This is a genomic window from Bifidobacterium sp. LH_512, assembly GCF_056356435.1.
In genome coordinates, this window is the sequence record NZ_JBKEUE010000001.1 from 1298718 (window position 1) to 1323750 (window position 25033).

The 25033-nt window shown below is 57.4% G+C and carries 21 protein-coding genes and 1 pseudogene; 7 read left to right on the forward strand and 15 right to left on the reverse strand.

The genetic code is table 11. From position 1 onward, the window contains the following. Window positions 1-212 precede the first annotated feature (212 nt). The 8 genes from AC1AWD_RS05555 to AC1AWD_RS05590 all read right to left on the reverse strand — a co-directional run bounded on the left by AC1AWD_RS05555 (window position 213) and on the right by AC1AWD_RS05590 (window position 8764). Window positions 213-1139 (reverse strand): RluA family pseudouridine synthase, encoded by a 927-nt coding sequence (locus AC1AWD_RS05555; protein ID WP_476564373.1) that lies wholly within the window; start codon window positions 1137-1139, stop codon window positions 213-215. Continuing rightward, entirely contained in the window at window positions 1136-1690 is a 555-nt protein-coding gene (gene lspA, locus AC1AWD_RS05560) for a signal peptidase II (RefSeq protein WP_476564633.1), read from the reverse strand. The genes AC1AWD_RS05555 and lspA overlap by 4 nt, the downstream gene beginning before the upstream one ends. A 19-nt stretch (window positions 1691-1709) precedes the next feature. Then, on the reverse strand, window positions 1710-3308 hold the full coding sequence (locus AC1AWD_RS05565; protein ID WP_476564375.1) for a DivIVA domain-containing protein: 1599 nt from the start codon (window positions 3306-3308) through the stop codon (window positions 1710-1712). 107 nt (window positions 3309-3415) lie between these two features. After that, window positions 3416-3697 (reverse strand): YggT family protein, encoded by a 282-nt coding sequence (locus AC1AWD_RS05570; protein WP_476564378.1) that lies wholly within the window; start codon window positions 3695-3697, stop codon window positions 3416-3418. Window positions 3698-3791: 94 nt separating this feature from the next. Next, window positions 3792-4277: a cell division protein SepF gene (locus AC1AWD_RS05575; protein ID WP_476564380.1), complete on the reverse strand. Its 486-nt coding sequence runs from the start codon at window positions 4275-4277 to the stop codon at window positions 3792-3794. A 31-nt stretch (window positions 4278-4308) separates the two neighbouring features. Beyond that, window positions 4309-5565: a cell division protein FtsZ gene (gene ftsZ / locus AC1AWD_RS05580; protein ID WP_476564635.1), complete on the reverse strand. Its 1257-nt coding sequence runs from the start codon at window positions 5563-5565 to the stop codon at window positions 4309-4311. A 250-nt stretch (window positions 5566-5815) separates the two neighbouring features. Further along, the gene (gene dusB / locus AC1AWD_RS05585; protein ID WP_476564382.1) at window positions 5816-7057 is read right to left on the reverse strand and encodes a tRNA dihydrouridine synthase DusB; all 1242 of its coding nucleotides are present in this window, start codon (window positions 7055-7057) and stop codon (window positions 5816-5818) included. A 231-nt stretch (window positions 7058-7288) separates the two neighbouring features. Continuing rightward, the gene (locus AC1AWD_RS05590; protein WP_476564384.1) at window positions 7289-8764 is read right to left on the reverse strand and encodes a glycine--tRNA ligase; all 1476 of its coding nucleotides are present in this window, start codon (window positions 8762-8764) and stop codon (window positions 7289-7291) included. A 243-nt stretch (window positions 8765-9007) separates the two neighbouring features. Between AC1AWD_RS05590 and thiM the strand changes: the two genes are divergently transcribed. The 7 genes and pseudogenes from thiM (at window position 9008) to AC1AWD_RS05625 (ending at window position 16568) form a co-directional block, all read left to right on the forward strand. After that, window positions 9008-9904: a hydroxyethylthiazole kinase gene (thiM, locus tag AC1AWD_RS05595; RefSeq protein WP_476564386.1), complete on the forward strand. Its 897-nt coding sequence runs from the start codon at window positions 9008-9010 to the stop codon at window positions 9902-9904. Between the two features lie 187 nt (window positions 9905-10091). Further along, a pseudogene (locus AC1AWD_RS05600) lies at window positions 10092-10709 on the forward strand (thiamine phosphate synthase); the annotation flags it as partial. 147 nt (window positions 10710-10856) lie between these two features. After that, on the forward strand, window positions 10857-11660 hold the full coding sequence (gene thiD, locus AC1AWD_RS05605) for a bifunctional hydroxymethylpyrimidine kinase/phosphomethylpyrimidine kinase (RefSeq protein WP_476564636.1): 804 nt from the start codon (window positions 10857-10859) through the stop codon (window positions 11658-11660). A gap of 71 nt (window positions 11661-11731) precedes the next feature. After that, window positions 11732-12109 (forward strand): thiamine-binding protein, encoded by a 378-nt coding sequence (locus AC1AWD_RS05610; protein ID WP_476564388.1) that lies wholly within the window; start codon window positions 11732-11734, stop codon window positions 12107-12109. Between the two features lie 144 nt (window positions 12110-12253). Next, window positions 12254-13306, forward strand: coding sequence for a LacI family DNA-binding transcriptional regulator (locus AC1AWD_RS05615; RefSeq protein ID WP_476564390.1), 1053 nt, complete (start codon window positions 12254-12256; stop codon window positions 13304-13306). 235 nt (window positions 13307-13541) lie between these two features. Next, window positions 13542-14858 (forward strand): oligosaccharide MFS transporter, encoded by a 1317-nt coding sequence (locus AC1AWD_RS05620; protein WP_476564392.1) that lies wholly within the window; start codon window positions 13542-13544, stop codon window positions 14856-14858. 144 nt (window positions 14859-15002) lie between these two features. After that, window positions 15003-16568 (forward strand): glycoside hydrolase family 32 protein, encoded by a 1566-nt coding sequence (locus AC1AWD_RS05625; RefSeq protein WP_476564394.1) that lies wholly within the window; start codon window positions 15003-15005, stop codon window positions 16566-16568. 238 nt (window positions 16569-16806) lie between these two features. On the opposite strand, the gene AC1AWD_RS05630 is transcribed toward AC1AWD_RS05625, so the two are convergent. From AC1AWD_RS05630 to AC1AWD_RS05660, 7 genes are all read right to left on the reverse strand, one after another. Continuing rightward, complete coding sequence (locus AC1AWD_RS05630) at window positions 16807-17607, reverse strand: ABC transporter permease (protein ID WP_476564396.1); 801 nt, start codon at window positions 17605-17607, stop codon at window positions 16807-16809. Between the two features lie 61 nt (window positions 17608-17668). Then, window positions 17669-18784 (reverse strand): ABC transporter substrate-binding protein, encoded by a 1116-nt coding sequence (locus AC1AWD_RS05635; protein WP_476564638.1) that lies wholly within the window; start codon window positions 18782-18784, stop codon window positions 17669-17671. 339 nt (window positions 18785-19123) lie between these two features. Next, window positions 19124-19915: an isoprenyl transferase gene (locus AC1AWD_RS05640; RefSeq protein ID WP_476564398.1), complete on the reverse strand. Its 792-nt coding sequence runs from the start codon at window positions 19913-19915 to the stop codon at window positions 19124-19126. Window positions 19916-20046: 131 nt separating this feature from the next. Continuing rightward, window positions 20047-20769, reverse strand: coding sequence for a DNA repair protein RecO (gene recO / locus AC1AWD_RS05645; protein WP_476564400.1), 723 nt, complete (start codon window positions 20767-20769; stop codon window positions 20047-20049). A 103-nt stretch (window positions 20770-20872) separates the two neighbouring features. Then, a complete protein-coding gene (ispG, locus tag AC1AWD_RS05650) occupies window positions 20873-22120 on the reverse strand; it encodes a flavodoxin-dependent (E)-4-hydroxy-3-methylbut-2-enyl-diphosphate synthase (protein WP_476564640.1) in 1248 nt (415 codons plus the stop codon). A 112-nt stretch (window positions 22121-22232) separates the two neighbouring features. Further along, window positions 22233-23426 carry a 1-deoxy-D-xylulose-5-phosphate reductoisomerase gene (dxr, locus tag AC1AWD_RS05655; RefSeq protein ID WP_476564402.1) on the reverse strand — a complete coding sequence of 398 codons (1194 nt, stop codon included), beginning with the start codon at window positions 23424-23426 and terminating at the stop codon, window positions 22233-22235. Then, on the reverse strand, window positions 23426-25024 hold the full coding sequence (locus AC1AWD_RS05660) for a DivIVA domain-containing protein (protein ID WP_476564404.1): 1599 nt from the start codon (window positions 25022-25024) through the stop codon (window positions 23426-23428). Before AC1AWD_RS05660 ends, dxr begins: the two co-directional genes overlap by 1 nt. Window positions 25025-25033: the final 9 nt, after the last annotated feature.

Below are 25033 nucleotides of genomic sequence, written 5' to 3' on the forward strand. Positions count from 1 at the left end.
ATACGACAGACCACCGCACAATGCGCCGCCACGTAATACTTCACTGCACGATATCAGCCGAATCGCGGGACTGATGACGGCGATTTGCGCCACACTTGTTATCGCAGGATTCCTCTACCTTGGCAGGGGAACATGCAATCCGCTCGACGCATTAGTGCTTATCGGCATATGCCTGATGATACCAACTGGCGGCATCAGTGCGATTATCTGTATTATTGCCGCTTTTGCCGGCGCTGTCGCATCACATCAAGCGCATGCTGCAAGTCGGCGGGGTACTGCGAGGTTATCGTCGTCCACACATGCGTTCGTGGGTGACGGAATTCCAGCTGCATCGCGTGCAGCCACTGGCGGTCCAATCCAACCGTCTGAGAGAGCACCGGGTTCGCCCCATACATCGAATCGCCCACCAGGGGGTGGCCAATCGATGAGAAATGCACACGGATCTGGTGCGTGCGCCCGGTCTCCAAATTGACCGAAACCAAGGTCGCTTCGCCAAAACGTTCCATCACGTCCCAGTGGGTTACCGCGTCCTTGCCGGCAGGCGTCACACAGAAGCGGAAGTCGGAAACCTTCGCACGTCCGATTGGAGCTTCGATAGTCGCCTTGTCTTCCGTCAGATTGCCCTGTACCAAGGCATGGTATGTTTTCACCACTTCATGCTCGGCGAACTGGCGGCGCATCTCCACATAGGCAAGCTCGGATTTGCACACCAGCATCAGCCCGGATGTGCCGACGTCCAAACGGGAGACGATGCCCTGCCGGCCCGCAGCACCATAGGAAGTGATGTGCACGCCACGTTCAAGAAGGCTACCCAGAACCGTCGGTCCGGTCCAACCGACCGAAGCATGTGCAGCCACGCCGACCGGTTTATCCACGACGACGACATCGTCGTCTTCATATACCACAGCCATATCGTCAGCAATGGGCTCCGGTTCCACACGTTCCTCGACGATGTCGAATTCGACGATTTCCCCGGCCATCAATGTGCCGGATTTCGAAATCTCTCGCCCCAAGACACGAGCCTGTCCGCTTTCGATCAAATCAGCGGCCTTGGCACGCGAAATGCCGAGCATCTTCGACACGGCAACGTCGAAGCGCTTACCAATCAACGCATCCGGCGCAGGGGCGAGGCGACTCATGCAGCATCCACCTTCTCGGCATCGACCGTGTTCTTTCCGGTCTTTTCTTTATCTTCCAAATCTTTCGTGCTGAACGGCTCCGAAAGAAAAATCAGTAACACAATACCAATCGCGGCAATCATCAGGAAAATATCCGCGACATTGCCTACCGACCATCCATAATTGAGAAAGTCAATGACCTTGCCATCAAGGAAATGCTCGGCATATATCACGCGATCGATGAGATTGCCCAGGGCTCCAGCGAAAGCCAGCGCCAACATAACCGTCCAACGCATGGAAACCGTACGAAACGCCATAACAGCAAGCACGATGCTTGCAAGGACGGCCAGCAGGGAGATAACCCATGTCATCGAGGAACCCATTCCCAATGAGGCGCCTGGATTATGGACAAGGGTAAACGACAGCAATTCCGGAATAACCGAAATCGTCCGGCCGTCGGCCAATGCGGATTCAGCCCAAATCTTGGTGATGCGGTCCAACACGAGCGCGACGGCGGCAACACACGCAAAGACGGCCACGCGTTTGCGCAGCCGTCCTTGCTTTGCTTTCAGAGCATCAGACACGATCGAATCAGTCGTTCTGGCCGGTGCGGTTGTAGTTGTTCGTATCCGAAACCTGAGACACCAGCTGGCCGAGGAATTCGGTCAGGCGCGCACGGTATTCGGTCTCGAACTGCTTGAGGCTCTGAATATTGCCCTCAATGACCTTCGACTGCGTCTCAAGGTTCTCACGAACCTGCTGAGCATAGTCGTCAGCTGCCTTGCGGGTATTCGTATCGTATTCGGATGCGCGACGCTGCACTTCTGCCTCATACGTATCAGCTTCGTTGTGCTTGTCGGTCACATACTGATTCGCTTCCTGGATCTTCTGGGCAGCGTACTCGTTGCCTTCGGCTTCCTTGGTGGTGTAGTACTGGTCGCCGGCGGCGGTCTTCTGCTCCAGATAGGTGTTGCCCTCGTTGGTGCGCTGAGCGAGGTAGGCGTCGCCTTCCTTGGTCTTCTGAGCCAGGTAGGAGTCGCCTTCGTCGGTGCGCTGAGCGAGGTAGGCGTTGCCCTCGTTCTTCTTCTGGTCGAAGTAGGCGTTGCCCTCGTTCTTCTTCTGATCCAGATAAGCGTTGCCTTCCTGGGTCTTATCGGCGAAGTACTGATCGCCTTCGCTATGACGAGCCTGCATATAGGTGTCGGCATCGTGGCGGGTCTTGGCCGCATAGGAGTCAGCCTCGGAGTGCGTGCGCTCGGCGTAGGAATCGGAATCGTCGTGAGTGCGCTTGCTGTATTCGTCCGCCTCGGAACGGGTACGGTTCGAATAGTCGTTGGCCTTGGCGAGAAGCTCTTCATACTTGCGCTGGCTCTGCTCGGTGATTTCACGAGCCTTGGCCTTGCCCTTGTCGACATACTGATCATGCAGCTGCATGGCCAGGGTCAGCATGGCGGTTGCACGCTCCGGCTCGGTGGTGGCAGCGGCGGCGGCGCCGGCGATCTTCTGCAGGCTGCCGGTTTCCGTGCTCGGCTCGACCTTGGCGATCTGTTCACGCAGGTTCTCTTCGCGTTGCTTGGATTCTTCAAGCTGACGGTTGAGATCCTGAATCTGGGCGGCCTGCTGCTGTGCCACAACAATCTGTTCCTGAGCTGCGGCAAGCTGACGAGACAGTTCTTCGGTGTGAGCACGGAACTGATCACGCTCATGCTGCACGGCAACCAGCTGTTTACCGAGATCGTCGGCGTTGGCGGTATCGGCAAGCTGAGCGGTCAGCTGGTCGACCTGACCGGAAAGACGATCGACCTGTCCCTTGAGCTGCTCGTTCTGGGATGCCAGAGTGCGGTTGTTTTCTTCAGCTTCGGACAGCTTCGCGGCAGCAGCCTGTGCGGCCTGTGCTGCAGAGTCACCTTGGCCGGCAGCGGATTCGACTGCGGACTTCAGCGTTGCATTTTCGTTCTCAAGCGACTGCACCTGCGCGGTCAGCTCGGAGATCTTGGTGTTCAAACCGGCGACATCCGGACCGAGCGACTGGGTCGACTGGCTTCCTGCGACAGCCTGCTTACCTAATGCTTCAACGGTTTCGGTTACTTGATCGAGGAAGTCGTCGACTTCATCAACATCATAGCCTTCCTTGAAATGAACCGTTCGGAAGGTATGCTCCCTAATATCCTTCGGCGTCAATAAAGCCATAAATCATACACCTCGCTTTGGGGCTATGCCTCGCTGTGTTGGTATCAATCTTTGATGCTAGCACGTTCCGGCGCTTTTGAGAGGAAAACGCCGCGGTCCGGCTCTTTTTATATCAATATCTGCAATACTGTCAGCACGAAATACAACACGATGAAACTAGTGTCAAAATAAATCGGCCCCATCGGGATGGGCGGAATATATCGGCGCAGCCATCTGAGCGGTGGATTGGTGATATCGTATACGGCGCCGATCAATGAGGAGACGATGCCACGCGGATACCATCGCGGCGCAAGCACGGCGACCCAGTCAAGAATCATGCGCACAATGAGGATGCTGATATAGGCGCCGATCAGCCAGTCGATTATTCTTCCAATCAAATACAAAAGCATGGTCCCAGCCTACCAATGGCTGGGACCATGCTTTTGCGCTATCTGTAAAGCTGAAATTCAATGAAATTCAGTGAACTTCAAGGATTGTCAAGTATCAGTCGGCGAACAGATCATGGGCATCGCCCACGGACTGTGACTCTTCCACCTTGATGTTCACCTGGGCGGGGCTCAGCAAGAACACACGCGGGGTAACACGTTCGATGGAACCACGCACGCCGAACACCACGCCGGAGGAGAAATCAACGATGCGGTAGGCAATCGCCTCGGAAACACCGGTCAGGTTCAGCACAACCGGCACGCCATCGCGAATGGCGCGACCGACCAACTGAGCATCCTCATAAGACTTCGGATGAACGGTGGTGATGCGATTGAGGCGATTCTGGAACGGATTGACATGTTCTCTGGAACCTGTTGAGGATGACGCCGAATTATTAGCCGTGGAAGAAGACGGCATCGGGGTCACCGAATGGTCGGAATCGAAGGACCGGCCTTCGGATTCCGCATCATCCAGCAGCTCATCGTCTTCAGCAACATCCGCCATGCCCAAATAGGACATTGCATTCTTCATGAACCCTGCCATGAAATCGGTCCTTTCGCCTCATTGCGCCCTGTCAGCGCAGAAAATCCGGAATATCAAGGTCACCGGGGTCGTTAGAGGAAATGACCTCATGCTCGGTGGTCTGATCGTATGACGGGGACATCGTCGGAGCCGCAACCGAAGGAACATAGGCCGGAGTGGTTTGCTGCTGCATCGGCTGCATATTCGGAACGACCGGAGTGTCGACCGGCATTGCGGCCGGTGCCGGCTGCGCATCTTTGTGAGATGCGGCTCCTGCGGCCAAAGCGGAAACCGGAACGTTCGCGGACTGTTCGCCGGTCAGCGGAGCCGCATGATCAGTCCTCTTCGCCTTGGGATCGAAACCGGCGGCGATAACGGTAACGCGAACTTCGTCACCATAGGAATCATCGAGAGACAGACCCCAAATGATCTGGGCTTCCGGATGGATGGCCTTCTGAACGAGAGCGGTTGCGGCGGCGGCCTCCTGCAGACCAAGATCAGTCGGACCTGCGATATTAACTAATGCGCCGTGTGCGCCTTCGATGCTTTCTTCCAGCAGCGGCGAGCTGATGGCGATTTCCGCAGCCTGGGTGGCGCGGTCTTCGCCCCGCGCCGAACCGATGCCGAACAGTGCGGTGCCGGCGCCACGCAGAATGGCGTTGACATCATTGAAGTCGACGTGGATATACGAATTGGAGGTGATCAGGTCGGTGATGCCCTGCACGCCGGCCAGCAGTGCGGTGTCGGCGGTCTTGAACGCATCCACGATGCCAATCGTGCGGTCCGACAGCTCCAGCAAGCGATCATTTGGGATGACGATAAGCGCGTCGACTTCCTTGCGCAGATTTTCGATACCCAGAGAAGCGGATGCTGCGCGCTGCGGACCCTCGAAACCGAACGGACGAGTAACCACTGCGATGGTCAAAGCACCCTGCTGGTGAGCGGCGCGTGCGACGATCGGGCTCGCACCGGTACCGGTGCCACCGCCCTCACCGCAGGTGACGAATACCATATCGGCACCCTTCATCGCCTCTTCGATATCCGACTGATGATCCTGTGCCGCCTTCGCACCCTTCTCAGGGTCAGCGCCTGCGCCCAAGCCTCGACTGGACGAATCATTCAACGAGATCTTCACGTCCGCGTCGGATCGCAGCAGATCCTTCGCATCAGTATTAATCGCAACAAATTCCACATTCTGCAGACCCTCGGCAATCATGCGGTTGACCGCATTGCCGCCGGCTCCACCGACACCGACAACCTTGATATTGGTCTTGTCGTTGAAATTGTCAGTCTGGGCGATCTCGCTCACCATAGTCTCCTGTCCGTTCACGGTTACACAGTACTCTAGCGCAAAGGGATTGATATTATGCGTATCTTTCGGGCGTGTACCGCGTTTTCACACGGTAATCGTATCAGCAATAAGCTTCACAGATTCCTCGCGTTCCGCATTCGACGGCATATGCCTGCACAATTTTTTGCGCTTTCCCGATAATTTGTTCTGTTTCAGCGGCTGCGACGGCATCTTGTCGATATCACATCGCCAATATGTCAACAATTTGTCAGTAACTTGCATCCATCGGATCATCGCCGAACAGCGCCTCACGTTCCTCGTGCGTCGTTTCGCGTGATTCCAACCATCCGTACGGTAGATGGACTTTCTTTGCGAAGCGAACACGGCCACGCGGCTTGTCCACAATTCGTTCGGGGAAGGTCACCGACGGGTCCAGCTGCGCAATCTCACGGTCCACGTCGGCAAGGCTTTCACATTCCATGAATGCGCGGCGCGTGCTTCCGCCGACCGGAAAACCCTTCAAATACCACGCGATATGCTTACGTAGATCATGTACGGCCATACGTTCATCGCCATCGTAGAATTCGGTCAGCAATTGGGCATGACGGCGAATCACCGTGCACACTTCGCCCAATGTCGGATTGATGCGTTCCGCGCTGCCGGCGAACGCGTTTTTGATATCAGCAAACAGCCACGGACGCCCCTGACAACCTCGTCCAATGGCCACGCCGGCGCAGCCCGTTTCCTTGACCATGGCGAGAGCATCGTTGGCGCCCCAAATATCACCGTTGCCGAATACGGGAATATCCAACGCCTCCACCAATTCGCCGATGCGACTCCAGTCGGAATGTCCACCGTAGTATTCGGCCGTAGTGCGCGCGTGCAACGTCACCGCCTTGCATCCTTCCTCCTGCGCGATATGGCCGGCCTGAAGGAAGGTTTCATGATCATGATCAATGCCGACGCGAATTTTGGCGGTTACCGGAATATTCGCCGCATCACACACGCGCACAACGCGCTGCAGAATTTCACGGAACAAATCCGTTTTCCATGGCAACGCTGAGCCGCCGCCACGTCGGGTGACCTTTGGCACAGGGCATCCGAAATTCAAATCGACATGGTCGGCCATATTTTCATCGACGACGATTTTTGCGGCCTGCTCCACAATTGCAGGATTGACGCCGTACAGCTGCAGCGACCGAATCTTCTCGCTGGGTGCGAAATGGCACAGACGAAGCGCTTTCGGATTGCGCGCGACCAAAGCGCGTGCAGTGATCATTTCCGCGACATACAAGCCTTCAGGCCCGTATTCTTTGCAGATAACGCGGAAAGGCCAATTGGTGACGCCCGCCATCGGAGACAGCACAACAGGCGTCTCGACATGAATCGGCCCCAGATCGACCGGCGCGATTGACACGGCCGACGTCAGGTCTTCGGCATCAGTACGCGGATCTAGCACATTCGTTTCGTCATGCGCGTCGACGATGATGCTGTCGATGTCAGATTCCATTGGTTGCCTCATTTCGATGCTGGTATGAAGTATCGCCGCGGATGATTGCAGGAATGATGATTGCATAATGTCGCAACACCATTGCAGAAAAGATTATTCGGATATCGCGAAGGATGACGCAACAATTGCTGTCATGTGCCGTATTGCAGTCATATGATCGCACAGACACAGGAAAGCGGAGCGGGATTGCCCCCACTCCGCTTATCCTATATTCACAATGTGCAGCGCTATTTAGTAGACACCGCCGGCGGAAGCGATCTTCACCGAATCCGGCCACGCCTCGCCGCCCATTTCGACAGGCTTCTGCGGGTAACGCACATGCTTTTCGCCGATGCGTTCGGCCACATAGTCGGCGACCTTGCTCAAGGAGACGCGTTCCTGAACCATGGTGTCGCGTTCACGGATGGTCACGGCCTGGTCGTCAAGCGTATCGAAGTCGACGGTGACGCACAGCGGGGTGCCGATTTCGTCTTCGCGACGGTAGCGGCGGCCGATGGCGCCGGCCTCGTCGTAATCGATCATCCAGTCGTGCTGGCGCAGGTCATAGGCCAAATCCTGGGCGACGGACTGCAGTTCCGGCTTCTTGCTCAGCGGCAGCACAGCGGCCTTGACCGGGGCCAGACGCGGATCGAGGCGCAGCACCGTACGCTTGTCGACGCCACCCTTGGTGTTCGGAGCCTCATCCACGTCATAGGCGTCGACGAGGAAGGCCATCAAGGAGCGGGTCAGGCCAGCAGCCGGTTCGATGACGTACGGCACGAACTTTTCGCCGGTAGCCTGGTTGAAGTAGCTCAGGTCTTCACCGGAATGCTTTGAGTGAGCGCTCAAATCGTAGTCGGTACGGTTGGCGATGCCTTCGAGCTCTCCCCAATCGGAGCCCTGGAAACCGAACTTGTATTCGATATCCACGGTGCGCTTCGAATAGTGGGACAGCTTCTCCTTCGGATGCTCGTAATGGCGCAGGTTTTCCGGATTGACGCCCAAGTCGATGTACCACTGGGTACGGGCGTCGATCCAGTACTGATGCCATTCTTCATCCGTGCCCGGCACGACGAAGAATTCCATTTCCATCTGTTCGAATTCACGGGTACGGAAGATGAAGTTGCCCGGCGTGATTTCGTTACGGAAGCTCTTGCCCATGTTGGCGATGCCGAACGGCGGCTTGGAACGGGACGAGGTCATCACATTCTTGAAGTCCACGAAAATGCCCTGCGCGGTTTCCGGGCGCAGGTAGTGCATCGAGTTCTCGTCTTCGACCGGGCCCAGGCTCGTGCGCAGCATCATGTTGAAGTCACGCGGTTCGGTCCAGTTGCCGCGAGTGCCACAGTCCGGGCATGCGATATCTTTCAGGCCGTTCGGCGGCATCTGATCGTTGTGCTTTTCCGCATAGGATTCCTCAAGCTTGTCGGCGCGATGGCGCTTGTGACAGTTCAAGCATTCGATCAGCGGATCGTTGAACACAGAAACGTGGCCGGAAGCCACCCACACGGCCGGCGGCAGGATGATGGACGTGTCCACGCCCACAACGTCGCCACGGGTGGTGACCATGGAACGCCACCATTCGCGCTTGATATTGTCTTTCAGCGCGACGCCCAGCGGACCGTAGTCCCATGCGGAGCGGGTGCCGCCGTAGATTTCACCGGCGGGAAAAACGAATCCACGACGCTTTGCGAGGGATACGACTTCATCAAGTTTGGAAACAGCCACAATGCACCTTCTGGTTTGAACGGTTTGGGGTCTTTACAAAGCATCAAGCGTACCGTCATACGCAGACCGGTTCAGCCATGCGTCGTCCACTGATCTTTTACGCAAAAACGGCAATGCGTCCACAAGAGGGCGTAGCGTGGCAAGCGCATAAATCAGGGGAACTTTCGGGAAGTTCGAAAGTTGAGATAGGCCTTCAGGCCTGACCCTTTGAACCTGTTGGCTAACACCATGGTAGGGAGAAAAATGGTAAGCGAATCTCAGCATTCCGCAGTAAACGGCGTCAATATAGCAGCCGATGACACATTACGCGCAAGTATTGCGCAAGCCGTCAATGACGTGCGTAACACGACTCCGCTAGCACAGTCCTTCACGAATTTCGTCACCATCAATCTTGTCGCCAATGCGCAACTGGCGGCCGGCGGCACTGCGGCAATGAGCTTCCTTCCCGACGACGTCATCGACGCCGCATCGATCGCCGGTGCGACATATATCAATGTCGGCACGCTGCTGCCGTTCTATGAAGAGGCCCTCGCCACAATCACACGCCGTCTGCATGATATGGGCAAGCCATGGGTGCTTGACCCGGTGGCTGCCGGCATCGGAAAAACCCGCACCGCCATTCTTGAATCCTTCCGTGATGTACCGCCGACCATCGTGCGCGGCAACGCCTCCGAAATCATCGCCTTGGATGCCATGTGGGGCTTGAGCGACGCCGCTGACGACGCAACACGTCCGGCCGGCGTGGAATCCGTCGACGAAGTCGATTCCGCCGTGGAGGCCGCACGCCGGCTGGCCCGCCATATGGCGGCGCATTCGGCAACCGGCAAGGTCGCTGTTGCAGTGTCGGGCGCCGTCGATCTGGTGACAGACGGCGACGATGTGTACCGTTTGCCAGGCGGCAGCGCACTGATGACGAAGATCACGGGCGCCGGCTGCTCGTTGGGCGGTGTCACGGCAACGTATCTGGCCGTGGCCGAACCGCTAACCGCCGCATTGAGCGCGTCCCTGCTGTACAACAGGGCCTCCGAAATCGCAGAGGACGCTTCGAAGGGTCCGGGATCGTTCCAGGTCAACTTCTTGGATGCTTTGTGGAATGTGACCGCCGAGCAAATCGCGCAATCCGACATCATCCGCGCATAATGGGCGCATACCGCACAATCGAACACATATCGCATGCCGCCTTGTGGCGACGCCGACGGAAGGCGAAATCACAAGGTGGCATCGCATGGCACGAATCGCAAGAGACAATCACGAATATTTTTATTCAGCAATATCCGCCCCTACAAATAGAAAGCCGAATACCATGACCGCATTCCCCTACCCGTCGATGCGCCGCAGCTTCGACCTGCGTTTTTATTTTGTGCTCGGTCCCGACGACACGAAAGGCCGCCCCGTCGAAGAGGTGACGCGCGAAGCGCTGGAAGGCGGCGCAACGTTCATCCAATTGCGTGCGAAGTATTCCGACGCGTCCGAAATCACCGAAATGGCGCGTCGTATGGCTGACGTCATCGCCGAATGCGGCAAGGCCGCCACCGTGCCGCTCGTTATCGACGACCGCGTGGATGTGGCATGGCAGTGCCGCAATATGGGCATCAAAGTGGACGGCGTGCATGTCGGGCAGACCGACATGGATCCGATTCAGGCGCGTATGCTGCTTGGCGACGACGCCATCATCGGCCTGTCGGTGAAAACGGTGGAACAGGCCGAAGCCGCCAATACGCTGCTGGCAGGAACAATCGATTATTTAGGCGCGGGTCCGCTGCATTTGACAGCCACCAAGCCGGAGGCCGCCGCCGGTCAGGTTGATGGCAAAAAGGTCGGATTGGAGTATGACGGCGCCGACGCGATTTGCAGGGCCAGCGCCTACCCGGTGGTGGTCGGCGGCGGCGTGCATGCCGACGACGTGGAAGGCCTTGCCGAGACCGGCGCCGATGGCTGGTTCGTGGTGTCGGCGATTGCCGCCGCTGCCGACCCGAAGGCCGCTACGAAGGATTTGGTTGAACGTTGGATTGCGCTGCGCGGTGACGTACGCCACGGATTTGTTGGTGATGACACTGCCAGTGATGTTGCTGCCGGCCAGGTCCGTTCGACGCTGCCGGGCGTGCTGACGGTTGCCGGCAGCGATTCCTCTGGCGGCGCCGGCATACAGGCCGACTTGAAGACGATGATGGCCAATGGCGTGTTCGGCATGAGCGCGATCGCCGCATTGACCGCGCAGAACACGACGGGCGTGCGTTCCATCCAAAACACCGATCCGCAGATTCTGGCCGATCAAATCGACATGGTGTTCGAAGACATTCGCCCGGAAGCCGTGAAAATCGGCATGGTGTCTTCCGCCGAACTGATTTCGGCCATCGCCGACCGTCTGACCGCGCATCAGGCCCGCAATATCGTGCTCGACCCGGTGATGGTCGCCACCTCCGGCGCCAAGCTGATCGACGACGACGCCATTGAAGCGCTGACGACGAAGCTGTTCCCGCTGGCCACGGTGATTACGCCGAATATGCCGGAGACCGAAGCGCTGCTGGAGCAGACGCAGGGCCAGCACATGAATATCCACAGCGAAGCGGACATGGAGCAGACTGGCCGCATTCTGGCCGAACATTTCGGCTGCGCCGTACTGGTCAAGGGCGGTCACGGCATCAAGGACGCCAATGACGTACTGGTGGAAGCCGACGGCACCGCGACCTGGTTCTCCAGCCCACGCATCGACAATCCGAACACGCATGGCACCGGCTGCACGCTGTCAAGCGCCATCGCCTCGCACCTGGCGTTGGGTGAGACCTTGCCGCAGGCGATTCGCAGCGCGAAGGAGTATCTGACCGGAGCGTTGAAGGCGCAGCTTGATCTGGGAGCCGGCTCCGGCCCGATGGATCATGCGTGGAAGTGGCGCTGAGAAGCGCGACAGCGCGAACGATCACAGAAAAAAGTACACAACGACACAAAGCCGTACAGAAAACGAGAAAGATGGAAACCATGGTTGATCGCAATGCAGTGAAGCAAGAAGTGCCGGTTGATGCAAAAACCGGCAAACCGTATATCAATACGGTTGCGGCCGTCGCCATCGCGCCCAGCGGCGTAGGCTCTGAGCTAAGCGAATACGTTGCCCAAGCGGTCGGCGTCATTCGTGATTCCGGCCTGCCGAATGAGACGAATGCGATGTTCACCAATATCGAAGGAAATCTTGACGACGTGTTGAAGGTTGTGCGCGATGCGGCGATGAAGCTCGCCGCTCAGGGCTACCGCACCGGCGTGACTTTGAAGCTTGACATCCGCCCCGGCTTCACCTGTCAAATCAACGAGAAGCAGCAGTTGGTCAACCAGTTGTTGGATGACGCGCAGTAAAGCGACTGCAACAGAAGAAAACGGTTTCAACAACGAAGGTCTTGTGACGATTGGCGGAATATTCTGCTGATCGTCACAAGGTCTTCGGAGTTTTCAGCGACGCGCGCTATCACTTGGAACAAGTTGGGTATATCGTTTTACGCTATGACAACGATGAAGGAAGTCGCCGAAAAGGCGGGAGTTTCGGTTTCCACGGTTTCGCTGGTGTTGAATAATCGCGATGGGGGACGTGTTAAGGCGGCAATTGCACAGCGTGTGCGCAACATTGCGGATGAATTGGGGTATGCGCCGAATCAGTTAGCACGCAGCCTGCGTACAAATAAGACGAAAATCATTGGTTTTGTCAGTAAGGAAGTCGCGACTACGCCATATGCAGGCGGCATTATTTTGGGCGCGCAGGATGCGGCCAGAGCGCAGGGCTATGTGATAATCACGGTCAGCGTCGACGATGAGGACAAGGCCGAAGACGAAATCGCCGCATTGAAGCGGTATGGTGTGGACGGTTTCCTGTATTCGGCGATGTCGAATCGTATCGTCGAAGTGCCTGATTCGATTACGGATTACCCGCTGGTATTGGTGGATGCCGTTGATTCACGCAATCGCTTCCCCAGCATCGAACCGGATGAATTCCGGATCGCATATGATGCGACGACGCGATTGATCGAGGCCGGATGCGAACGCATCGCCTACATCGGATGCTCGGAAGTGATGGTCGCGCAGGATGGCCGTTTGGAAGGATACCGTTCGGCGTTGCGCGATCACGGACGCAGCTTCGATGAGACATTGGTGACCAATGTGTACAATAACGGCCCCGCTCTGCAGGCCATCAGCGATTTGTTCGATGCACGGCAGCCTGACGGATTCTTCTGCTTCAACGATGCTCGCGCTTGGTATGTGTATGAATGCGCGGCACGACGCGGATTGGAAATCGGCAAGGATATTTCCGTGGTCGGCGTCGACAATCACCGCGTGCTTGCAGAGACCCTGGAGCCGCAATTGACCACGGTGGAACTCCCCCATTATGAAATGGGCTATTGGGCGGCCAGCAAAATCATTTCCTTGATCGAGCATCGTCCGATCAAGGACTTTGACGCAGTGCAGACCACCGCTCCCATGCCGCCTCTTAATGCCGCTTCGCCGGCACAGGTGCATTGCACGCTGATTGAAAAAGCATCGGTTTTCAACCGTAAACGCTAAAACGCGACACGCCGCATTCCTATATCCCAACAAACCGCGAATCAGCAGTATTTCAATCGTTTGACGCAACACGTTCGCCACACATTGTCAATCGTTTGACGTCAAACGTTTGACGTTTTATACTGGCTTCTCAGCGCATCCCGGCAACGACGCAGCAGCGGCAAGGGAGCAGCACAACAATGGGTATCCGACATGGCACACAGCGGTCCACGTTGGAACGAAGAAAAGGAAACACATGGCAAATACAAAGGCCGCATGGAGGAATCCTTCCTACCTGCAAAGCTCATTCGGCATCTTTATGTTCTTCTGCTCGTGGGGCATCTGGTGGTCCTTCTTCTCGAGGTGGCTGCTCGACCCCGATAAGGGCCTCGGCATGACCTCCGCGGAACAGGGTCAAATCTATTCCATCAACTCGCTGGCCACGCTGGTCATCATGTTCGTGTACGGCGTGATTCAGGATCAGCTCGGCATCAAACGCAAGCTCGTCATCGTCATCTCCGCAATCGCCGCACTGGTCGGCCCGTTCGTCCAGTTCGTCTATTCCCCGATGCTCTCCGCCGGCGGCTCCACCCGTTTCATCGGCATCTTGATCGGATCCATCGTGCTGTCCGCAGGCTTCATGGCAGGATGCTCCCTGTTCGAAGCCGTCACCGAACGCTACTCCCGTAAGTTCGGCTTCGAATACGGCCAGTCCCGCGCTTGGGGCTCATTCGGCTACGCCATCGTCGCACTGTGCGCAGGCTTCCTGTTCAATGTCAACCCGCTGATCAACTTCTGGGTCGGCTCTGCTTTCGGTCTCGGCATGCTGGCCGTCTACGCGTTCTGGATTCCGGCCGAGCAAAAGGAAGAGCTCAAGAAGGAAGCCGACCCGAATGCTGCGCCAACCAACCCGTCCTTCAAGGAGATGCTCTCCGTACTCAAGATGCCGACGCTGTGGGTACTCATCGTTTTCATGCTGCTGACCAACACCTTCTACACCGTGTTCGACCAGCAGATGTTCCCGACCTACTATTCCAGCCTGTTCCCGACCACGGAGATCGGCGATGCCACCTACGGCACGCTCAACGGTTTCCAAGTCTTCCTCGAGTCCGCGATGATGGGTGTCGTCCCGATCATCATGCGCAAGATCGGCGTGCGCAACGCCTTGTTGCTCGGCGCCTTCGTCATGTTCGCCCGCATCGGACTATGTGGCGCCTTCCACGATCCGGTCTCCGTCTCCATCGTCAAGCTGTTCCACTCCATCGAAGTTCCGCTGTTCTGCCTGCCGGCATTCCGTTACTTCACGCTGCACTTCGACACCAAGCTGTCCGCGACGTTGTACATGGTCGGCTTCCAGATCGCATCCCAGGTCGGCCAGGTGATCTTCTCCACGCCGCTGGGTGCCATGCATGACGCGATGGGCGATCGTCCGACCTTCTTCACTATTTCCGGCATCGTGCTGGCTGCCCTGATCTACGGCTTCTTCGTAATCAAGAAGGACAGCCAGGACGTCGGTGGCGACCCGTTCTATACCGATAAGCAGCTCCGTCAAATGGAAGCCGCCAAGGCCTGACGGAACGCCATCCCGATCATGGCGAACGGCCAGTATGCATGATGAAATCCAAACCGCATACTGGCCGTTCTCCACAATCACCGACCAATTGTCACAAAGCGCAGCAATCGCAATCAGTAATCGTGAATAGAAAGGCATTTAACGATGAGTGACTCCATCAGCAACGTCACCGAACCGGTGCTCACCCCCATTAAGGATCACGTCGCAGAGCTCGCCAAGGCGGAAGCCGGTGTCGCGGCTCTGGCCGCGACACGCAACAACCGATGGTATCCGAAGTTCCATATCACCTCCAACGGCGGCTGGATCAACGACCCGAACGGACTGAGCTTCTACAACGGCCGCTGGCACGTGTTCTACCAGCTGCACCCGTACGGCACGCAGTGGGGCCCAATGCATTGGGGCCACGTCTCCTCCACCGATATGCTGACGTGGCGGCGTGAACCCGTGATGTTCGCGCCCAGCCTGGAACAGGAGAAGGACGGCGTCTTCTCCGGCTCCGCCGTTATCGGCGACGACGGCAAGCTGCGCTTCTACTACACCGGCCACCGCTGGGTCAACGGCGTTGACGGCTCCAACGGCGAATGGCAGGTCCAGATGTACGCCACGCCGGACAACGATGAGCTGACCTCCGCTACCAAGCATGGCATGATCGTCGACTGCCCTCGCGATCAGGTCGACTCCCACTTCCGCGACCCGAAGGTTTGGAAGATTGGCGACACCTGGTACATGACCTTCGGCGTGTGTTCGAAGGAACGCCGCGGCCAGATGTGGCTGTACACGTCCGACGACATGGTCACCTGGACTTTCGACCGCGTGCTGTTCGAGCACCCGGATAAGAGCGTCTGGATGCTGGAATGCCCCGACTTCTTCCCGATCAAGGATGCCGAAGGCAATGAAAAGTGGGTTATCGGCTTCTCCGCCATGGGCGCCAAGGCCAACGCCTTCATGAACCGCAACGTCAACAACGCCGGCTACATGATCGGTACCTGGGAACCGGGCACCTCTTTCAAGCCGGAAACCGAATTCCGCCTGTGGGATTGCGGCCACAACTTCTACGCTCCGCAGTCCTTCACCGCTGCTGACGGCCGCCAAATCATGTACGGCTGGATGAGTCCGTTCACACAGCCGATTCCGATGGAAGAGGACGGCTGGTGCGGCAACCTGACGCTGCCGCGTGAAATCACGCTTGGCGCCGACGGAGACCTGCACACCACTCCGGTTGCCGAAATGGAAGGCCTCCGTGCCGATACCCGCGATTTCGGTGCCGTCGAGCTGGGGGTCAACGGCGAAATGACGCTGGCCGATGACGCCGAAGCCGTCGAAATCGAAATGACCATCGACCTGAATGCCTCCACCGCGGAACGTGCTGGCCTGAAGCTGCACGCCACCGAAGACGGCTCCTACACATACGTAGCATTCGACGATCAGATCGGCCACGTCGTCGTGGACCGCCAAGCCGCCAAGTATGGCGACCGCGGCTACCGCGCCGCCCCGCTCGACGAGGGCGAGCTTGCCGCCGGCACACTGAAGCTGCGAGTCTTCGTCGACCGCGGTTGCGTGGAAGTATACGTGAACGACGGACGCCAGGCGATGAGCTCCTACTCCTACGCTGCCGAAGGCCCGCGTGCCATCAAACTGGTCGCCGAATCCGGCACCCTGAATGTCACCGACCTGAAGATGCACACGTTGAAGTCCATCGGTCTGGAGTAATTCCGCCCAACCCTACTTTTTGAACCTCTGACTCTGAACCGAATGGGGGTGTTTTGTTAAAACCATGTGGTTTTAACAAAACACCCCCATTCGCATTTCAAATCGTAATTTCCCCAGGGAAATTACGAAAAACAGGCGCCAGATAGGCTGATTTCGTTAAAACCATGTGGTTTTAACGAAATGCACGGCGGTGGCAGCCTCAATCCGTAAGAACCATGTGGTTTTAACGGTTTGGAGATTAGAACTGGTCGGCATCAGGGTCGACAGTGGCGTCAGCATCGGTGGGGCCCAAGAGGAGGCGCTCCACAAGGTTGACAGCCAGCATAAGGACCCCCGTCAGCACGATGATCATCAGCGTCGCGGAAAAAATCAGCGGCGTCTGAAACGAGTTATAGGCCGCCTGAAGCCAAATGCCAAGGCCGGCGCGAGCCCCCAAATATTCAGCCGTCGATGCCGTGGCGAAAATGTACGCCGCCGACACTTTTATGCCGCCGAAGATCTGACGCGCCGCCACACGCAGCTTCACATGCCACAGCGTCCACCGCTGCGTCGCACCACATGTCAACGCCACATCCACATAAAATTGCGGCACAGCGTCAAGCCCGCGAATCGTCTGCACAGCAATCGGAAACAGGCCAAAGATCGTCACAATCGCGACTTTTCCCGAAATCTCAAAGCCAAACCAAATCAAAAACAGCGGCGCAATGGAAATCAGCGGCATCGTCTGTGCAGCCGACAGCATCGGAAAGAACGCCGCATGCGCAACACGCGAACAGTGCAGTACAATGCCGATCAGTACGCCGCACAACACCGCAAACAGAAAACCGATATAGCCTTCCACAGCGGTCACCGCCGTCGCAGGCCACAGCGTCGGCCATGCCTTCACCGTGGCGACGGCGATATCACTGGGCGCGGCAAGCATCGTCACCGGCACATCACCAATACGAATCCATGCTTCCCAAATCGCCAGCAATGCGATCACCGCAATCACCGTCGGCAGGCGACGCATCAGAGCACGCTTCGACTTCGCAGTAGTCATGCCGTAATCCCCACTTTCCAAGCGTCAAACGTCAAGTGCCGAGTAGTCAAATAGCCAAGCATCAGAACGCCGACTTTGCCGACAGGAATTCGTCGGTCGACAACGATGACGCTTGAGGCGCCTTATGCACGATTTCGCCGGAAGCGTCAGTATAAGCGTCTTCTTGGGCGAGGAAATCGAAATATTCCTGCGCGCTTTCAGGATTGGCGGTGCCGAGAATGAACGAGCCGTTCTCGATGGCGCTGCGGCTGCCCCAATACTCGCCGTCGACGATCACTTGCATGCTGCGCTTGACGAATTCCAAATCCAGATTCGCGTCGGCGGCCTCTTTCACAAGGATTTTCGCCGCTTTGTCAGGATGTGCGTACGCGTATTCATAACCGCGCTGCGCCGCTTGCGTGAAGGATTCCACCAGTCCGGGATCGTTCTTGATGGTGTCGTCGCTGGTGATGATGCCAATGGTGTCAGCGTTACCGGGCACGCCGTAATCCGGTTCGGTGAAGCAGTTCAATGCCGGGCCGTACATGTCGGCCTGCACGCCTTCCCACGTGGCATAGAAGCCGCCAAAATCAGCCTTACCACTTGACAATGTCTGGAATGTGGACGTGCCTACGGTCACCTTGTCGAAGTCGCCTGTACCGCCATCCGTTTGGATCATGCGCTTAATGACGGCGTCGGATTCACTGGAGCCAAATGTGGCGAAGGTTTTGCCATCAAAATCCTTCGGCCCGGTGACGCTTGTATTGCTGGCCAGCGAACACCAGATCGCACTCGTCTTCTGCTGCACCTGCAGCACCTGCGTCAAATGCGCGCCTTTGACGCTGTAGACGCCGACATTGGTCAGATTCGACAATGCGAAATCGGCGACACCATTATTGACGGCCTGTTCCGCACCAGCCTGCGCGACGGCAACGATGTCGACATCAAGGCCCGCCTTGGCGAACCAGCCCATGCTTTTGGCGACATACACGCCGATGTGATTCGTGTCGGGCGCCCACGACAGCATGAATGTCGTTTTGCGCAAATTATTATTCGCAGTGCTGTCGGCGGCGCCACATGCGGATGATGCGAAAATCAAGGCGAGGCCGCCGGTGATGCTGCAGATGATGACGGCAGCTTTTTTGATGATGTCGGCGATATGATTGGCACGACGATTAGTGCTGCGGTGAGGCCACATATTCATATGATTCCCTAGGTCAACAACGGTATCGTTCTCTGGGAAGCTTCGAGCGGGTCGGCAGAAAACGATGCGGAGGGCCTACGGTCCGCTCGTCCAATGCCCCCGATTGGCCATAGGAGCCGCAACGGTTTGCCACACATTGGCTATAAGCGTTTGCCATTATACGGCATGGACGGACGAGCGTAGCCGCTCCGGCGCGAAACGCGAAAAGCCCACCGGGCTTTTCTTTTAGCGTTTCACGTCCTGCAATTTTCGACGGCCTCCGGCCGGCTCAACATTACCGTCGCGGCATAGCCGCTCCGGCGCGAAACGCGAAAAGCCCACCGGGCTTTTCTTTTAGCGTTTCACGCCCCCAAATCGTCGATCGCGATGGATGTAGTGGTCGATGGAACGCCATAGGACTTCACGGCCGCAGTCGGGGAAAAGTTCCGGAACGAAATCAAGTTCGGCATAAGCGGCTTCCCATGGCAGGAAGTTCGATGTGCGCTGCTCGCCGGAAGTACGAATCACCAGGTCGCAATCCGGAATATCCGGGTTATACAAGTGTTCGGCAATCATCTTCTCCGTCACACGATCGCCGCTGATTTTGCCGTCACGTACCAGTTTTGCGATTTCGGCGCAGGCATCCGCGATTTCCGCACGGCCACCGTAATTGATGCAGAACACCACATCAATCACCTTATTGTTCTTCGTGCGTTCCATCGCCGATTCCAATTCGTCGATAACCGACTTCCACAGTTTTGGACGGCGACCAGACCAGCGCACGCGCACACCCCATTCATCCATCTGTGCCACGCGACGGCGAATGATGTCACGGGAGAAGCCCATCAGAAAACGCACCTCCTGCGGGGAGCGCTTCCAATTCTCAGTGGAGAACGTGTACAAGCTCAAATAGCGCACGCCCGCCTCAATAGCGCCGGCAATCGTATCGAACACCACCGGTTCGGCGGCCTGATGCCCTTCAGTGCGAATCAGTCCACGCTGCTGCGCCCAACGGCCGTTGCCGTCCATGATGACGCCGACATGCTTCGGCACCTTGTTCTTCGGAAAATCCGGAATGATGGACGAATCGGAAAACGGTGCTGCCGGAATATTCAACGACTTGTAATCCACGTTCTCAAAAGCCATGCGTCCAATTTATCAAGGGCCTGATACCGCGCACCAGGCAATCCACGCAGTATCCACGCCACAGTCACACGGCAGCAGCCGACATGCAGGCCGCACACAAGCCACGGTCTCAATCACAGGTCAAGCACAAGTCACATATCCATCAAACGCATCGCCCGCAGCGGCCGTTCCAAGTAATATTCGCCCCAATCCTCAACAATATGTTCCGCAGCGGCAAGCAAAGGACGACCGTCAAGCTCCTGCCAATCCCCCTGCATCAACGCATCCAGCTGGAACACAACGTCCATGGAAACCGGACGCGCATCAGGCGTATGGTCAACGGCACACATCACACCGCCAGCAGCAATCGAAAAATATGACACTGGCTTGATGCCATCACACACAACGCAGCGGCTTAAACGCGGCGACCAACCGGCCAATCCCAACGCGCGCAACACATATGAAGCGCTAATCATACGTGGTTCATGCGCGTGCGAAGCCAGCGCATGCAACGCGCCAATCAGCAGCTGATACTGCGTCGTATTGCGCTCATGCTCCGTCGAAATCAGCTTGTCAACGGTTTCCACGATAACATTCGCGGCGACGTACGAATCGTAATCGTCGACGATATGACCGGCGTAGGCACGAAGCGATTCAGCCTGTGAAATCACGTCCAACGAACGGCCCTGCGCAATCAGCACGTCCACGCGCATGAACGGCTCAAGGCGCGCGCCGAAACGGGATTTCGTACGCCGTGCACCTTTGGCGACCGCACGCACCTTGCCATGGTCTCGCGTCAACAGCGTGATGATGCGATCGGCTTCTCCCAGTTTGGATGTGTGCAACACCACGCCTTCATCACGATATAACGGCATCAAACACCCGATTCATGCAAACGGAAAAGCGGCAGTCGGGGCATCATGCGGCAAGCCGCATGCGAAGAATCCCCGAACGTCCATACACCGCCAACACGGCACGTCAGGCGACTTGGCCTGCGCCACCATGGCCCGGATTCTGGATCGGCACAACGACCGCCCCCATCGAGCCTGCCGGCACCTGTCCGTCGCGTTCCATCTGCGCCGCAATGTCCTGCGCATAGGTGAGCAACGTGTCAACAATGCGGTCTTCCGGCACGGTCTTCACAACCTTGCCCTTGATGAAGATCTGGCCCTTGCCGTTGCCGGAGGCGACGCCCAGATCGGCTTCGCGCGCCTCGCCCGGGCCGTTGACGATGCAGCCCATAACGGCGATGCGAATCGGCGCGGTAACGTCTTTCAGACCTTCCGTTACGGCGGTAGCCAACTGAATCACATCCACCTGTGCGCGCCCGCAGCTCGGGCAGGAAATGATGTCGAATTTGCGCTGGCGCAATCCCATATATTCAAGCAGTTTGCAGCCGACCTTCACCTCTTCAACAGGCGGCGCCGAAAGCGACACACGAATCGTATCGCCAATGCCTTCCGCCAGCAGTGCGCCGAACGCAAGGCAGGATTTGATAGTGCCCTGCCATGCCGGGCCCGCTTCGGTAACGCCCAAATGCAGCGGCCAATCACCCTTGGAAGCGAGCAGACGGTAGGTTTGCACCATGGTAATCACGTCATGATGCTTGACGGAAATCTTGAAATCCTTAAAGCCGACGTCTTCGAACATATGCGCTTCCTTCAGCGCGGACGCGACCAGCGCCTCCGGTGTCGGGCCACCATATTTCGCATACAGGTCTTTGTCGAGCGAGCCGGCGTTGACGCCGATACGCAGCGAAATGCCGGCATCGGTCGCGGCCTTGCAAATGGACGGGCCGACTTCGTTGAATTTACGGATATTGCCAGGATTGACGCGCACCGCAGCGCAGCCTGCATCAATGGCCTGGAATACGTACTTACTTTGGAAATGAATATCCGCAATAACAGGAATCGGTGATTTTGCAACGATTTGCGGCAATGCATCGGCGTCATCCTGGCTAGGGACGGCAACACGGACAATATCGCAACCGGCGGCCGTCAATTCAGCGATCTGCTGCAACGTTGCCGGCACGTCCGCGGTCAGCGTATTCGTCATGGATTGCACGGAGATGGGTGCACCGCCACCGACGGGGACTGGACCGACCATGATGCGACGCGATTGGCGACGCGGATGCAACGGGCTTTCACTGATTGCAGCCGCTCCGGTTTTGCGGAATGGCTTTTCGATTGTTGCTGCGCTTTCGGATGCGTTTTCGTTCAATGGCATCGAAGTCATGCTGCAATTTGCCTCTCTGAATCGTTCGCCTGATGTATTCGCCTGATTGAATTGTGCCGATACGATTGCCATAGCATCGCATCGGCACTGTCGCATTGCTGTGTTACTGCTGCTTGTTTATCAGAAGGTCGGCGCGATGTCGAGCCTCTTGCTCGATTCGACTCATTTCCTCCACGGATTCGAACAGTGGTGCGCCGCGCAATTCGCCGTCCATATCGTCAAGCACTGCTTTGACAGTGTCGACGATGCCCAAATACGGCAGGCGATGTTCGAGGAACGCGTGCACGGCCTGCTCGTTGGCGGCATTCAACACCGCAGTATGTTTTTCGGACGCGTTCAGGCAGTGGCGTGCCAAGCTGACCGCGGGGAAGGCCTCGTCGTCCAACGGTTCGAACGTCCACTGTGCGGCCTTCGTCCAATCGCAAGCAGCCGCCACATTGCCGAGGCGGTCGGGCGCGGACAAGCCCAATGCAATGGGCAGACGCATATCCGGCGGCGATGCCTGCGCGATGGTGGCGCCGTCGACGAATTCCACCATGGAATGCACAATGGATTGCGGGTGAACGGTCACTTCGATGCGGCCGGGCGCAATATTGAACAGTCGGCTGGCTTCAATGACTTCGAGGCCTTTGTTCATCAGCGTCGACGAGTTGATGGTGACCACAGGCCCCATATTCCACGTTGGATGATTCAATGCCTGCTCAGGCGTGATATCAGCCATCTGATCGCGATGCATACCGCGGAACGGTCCGCCGGATGCCGTGACGATCAGTTTTGCGACTTCACCGTATGTGCCGGAACGCAGGGACTGCCAGATTGCGGAATGTTCGGAATCCACCGGATTAATCTGCGCTTCACGCACTTGTGCGCCGAACAGCAGATGACCGCCCGCAACGACGGATTCTTTATTCGCCAATGCCAGCTGGGAGCCAGCCTGCAGCGCGGCGATGGACGGTTCCAAGCCTATGGAGCCGGTGATGCCGTTCAACACTACATCCGCGCCACTGCCTGCCAAAGCCAGAACGGCTTCTGGCCCCGCTTCGACCGCAATCGAATCAGGAGCACCGGCTTGGCGCAACGCTTCGCGTAACGCACCAAGGGCTTCGGTATGGAATACCGCAACGCGCGGAACATGGAATTCGACGGCCTGCTGGGCTAAAAGCTCGATATGCGAGCCGCCTGCGGCCAAACCGGTTACCGTGAATGTATCCGAATGGCGTTTGATAACGTCAAGGCCTTGCGTGCCGATAGATCCCGTTGAACCGAGAATCACCACATCGCGATGGCTCAGGCTCATCAGCGATTCTCCTCCTCGTCAGAATGTTCGCCGAACGTCGGCTGGGTGCCCATGCTGAAGGTCGGGAACGACAGGTCAGGAATATCGACATTCAGTGATTCCGCGTTGGGGAACAGCGGCGGGAACAGCGGGGCAGCCCCACTCTTCGGCGTTTCTTCCTTGACTTCCGACGTGGAAGTTTCCGCGGCGTTCTCGGCCGGAGCGGCAGCCGTCTCACCATAATCGCCATAGTGATCATGGGAGGCGCCGCTCGGCTGGGTCATTGCCGCCGGTGGTTCGGGCAGCGGCGGAATAACTGGAATGGACATGGACTGTTCAAGATCCAACGCCGGCACGCCTTCAGCGGTCAGCTTCGGCATCGGCGGCAGGCTGTTTTCCGGCTCGGAAACACTGCTGTCCTGCGTGACCTGCGCAAGATGAGCCAGCGCGGCCAACGAGGACGAGGTTTCTTCGGACTGCATTACAGGAGACTGCGAAGCGAATGACGACGGCGAAGTCGAAAGTGCTTCAGGCTCGCGCACGCTGTCCAACGGATCGATCGTCTGAGTGGTTTCAGCCGGAGAGCCCTCCGACACCAGTGCGGACAGCGAAGAAACCGGAGCTGCCATAGCGGCGCCAGCAGCAGCTGCGGTACCGGCAGCAGATGAAACACCGGCTGCAGGCGCCGTATTCTGCGCGGCAATCGGCGGAATGCTCGGCATTGCCGGCTTGGAAATAGGAGCCGTGAAAATCTCCTGCTCGGCCTTGTGCAGCTGCGCGAAAGAATCCTCCTCGCGGAAGCCCGCAGTGCCGGCGGCACCGGCAGCGTCTCCGGTCTGAGTCTGCGTACCGGCGAACAGCGGAGCAACCGTCTGAGGCACGCCAGCGGACAAGCCACCCTGCATGGCAGCAGTTTCAACATTGCCGGAGGCATTGTATGCGGCATCCGCAGCAGCGCTTTCCTCTTCGGAAACCAAATCGCCAACGCGCGCATACGATTCCAAACGGCCGAGCAATGTAATGCAGGAATTCAGGAAATAATCGACCTGGCGCTCATCATAGCCGCGCTTGCCGCGCCGCTGCGTGAAAATCACATTCGTGACGGTGCCTGAATTCAAATCAACATAATTCTTGACATCAGCACTGTCGGCGCCATCCACACCTAATTCACAAGCGACTTTGTCAACAATCTGATCAATCAAACGGTCAACCTGCTTGCGGTCATACGACGGCGTTTTCGCAGCTCCCGGCATAAAACGCTGCTTGGGATTGCGTTCAGCATGCTGCGCGATCTGGCGATACAACGTCTCCGTCTTCGCCTTCCAAGCGACGCGTCCATCATGAGACAGCTCCCACGTGGTGCGCTTGTCAACAACAGCTCGCTCCAAACGAGACAATGCCGCGTCGACTTGAGCGATATCGTATCCACCCTTGCACAAATCAAATGAAATATTCTGGATTTCCTGCTGGTTCAGCTGGGCGTCTTCGCTTTCGTACAAAGCATGTGCACGTTCCAGGAAAGCGTCAACCTGCGCGCAATCATAACCCCACTTGCGCTTGCCCGTCCGAGAGATACCCGATGAGTTCTTTCCGGTACTCGTCTCCTGCTCCACGGCCATCGACCTCCT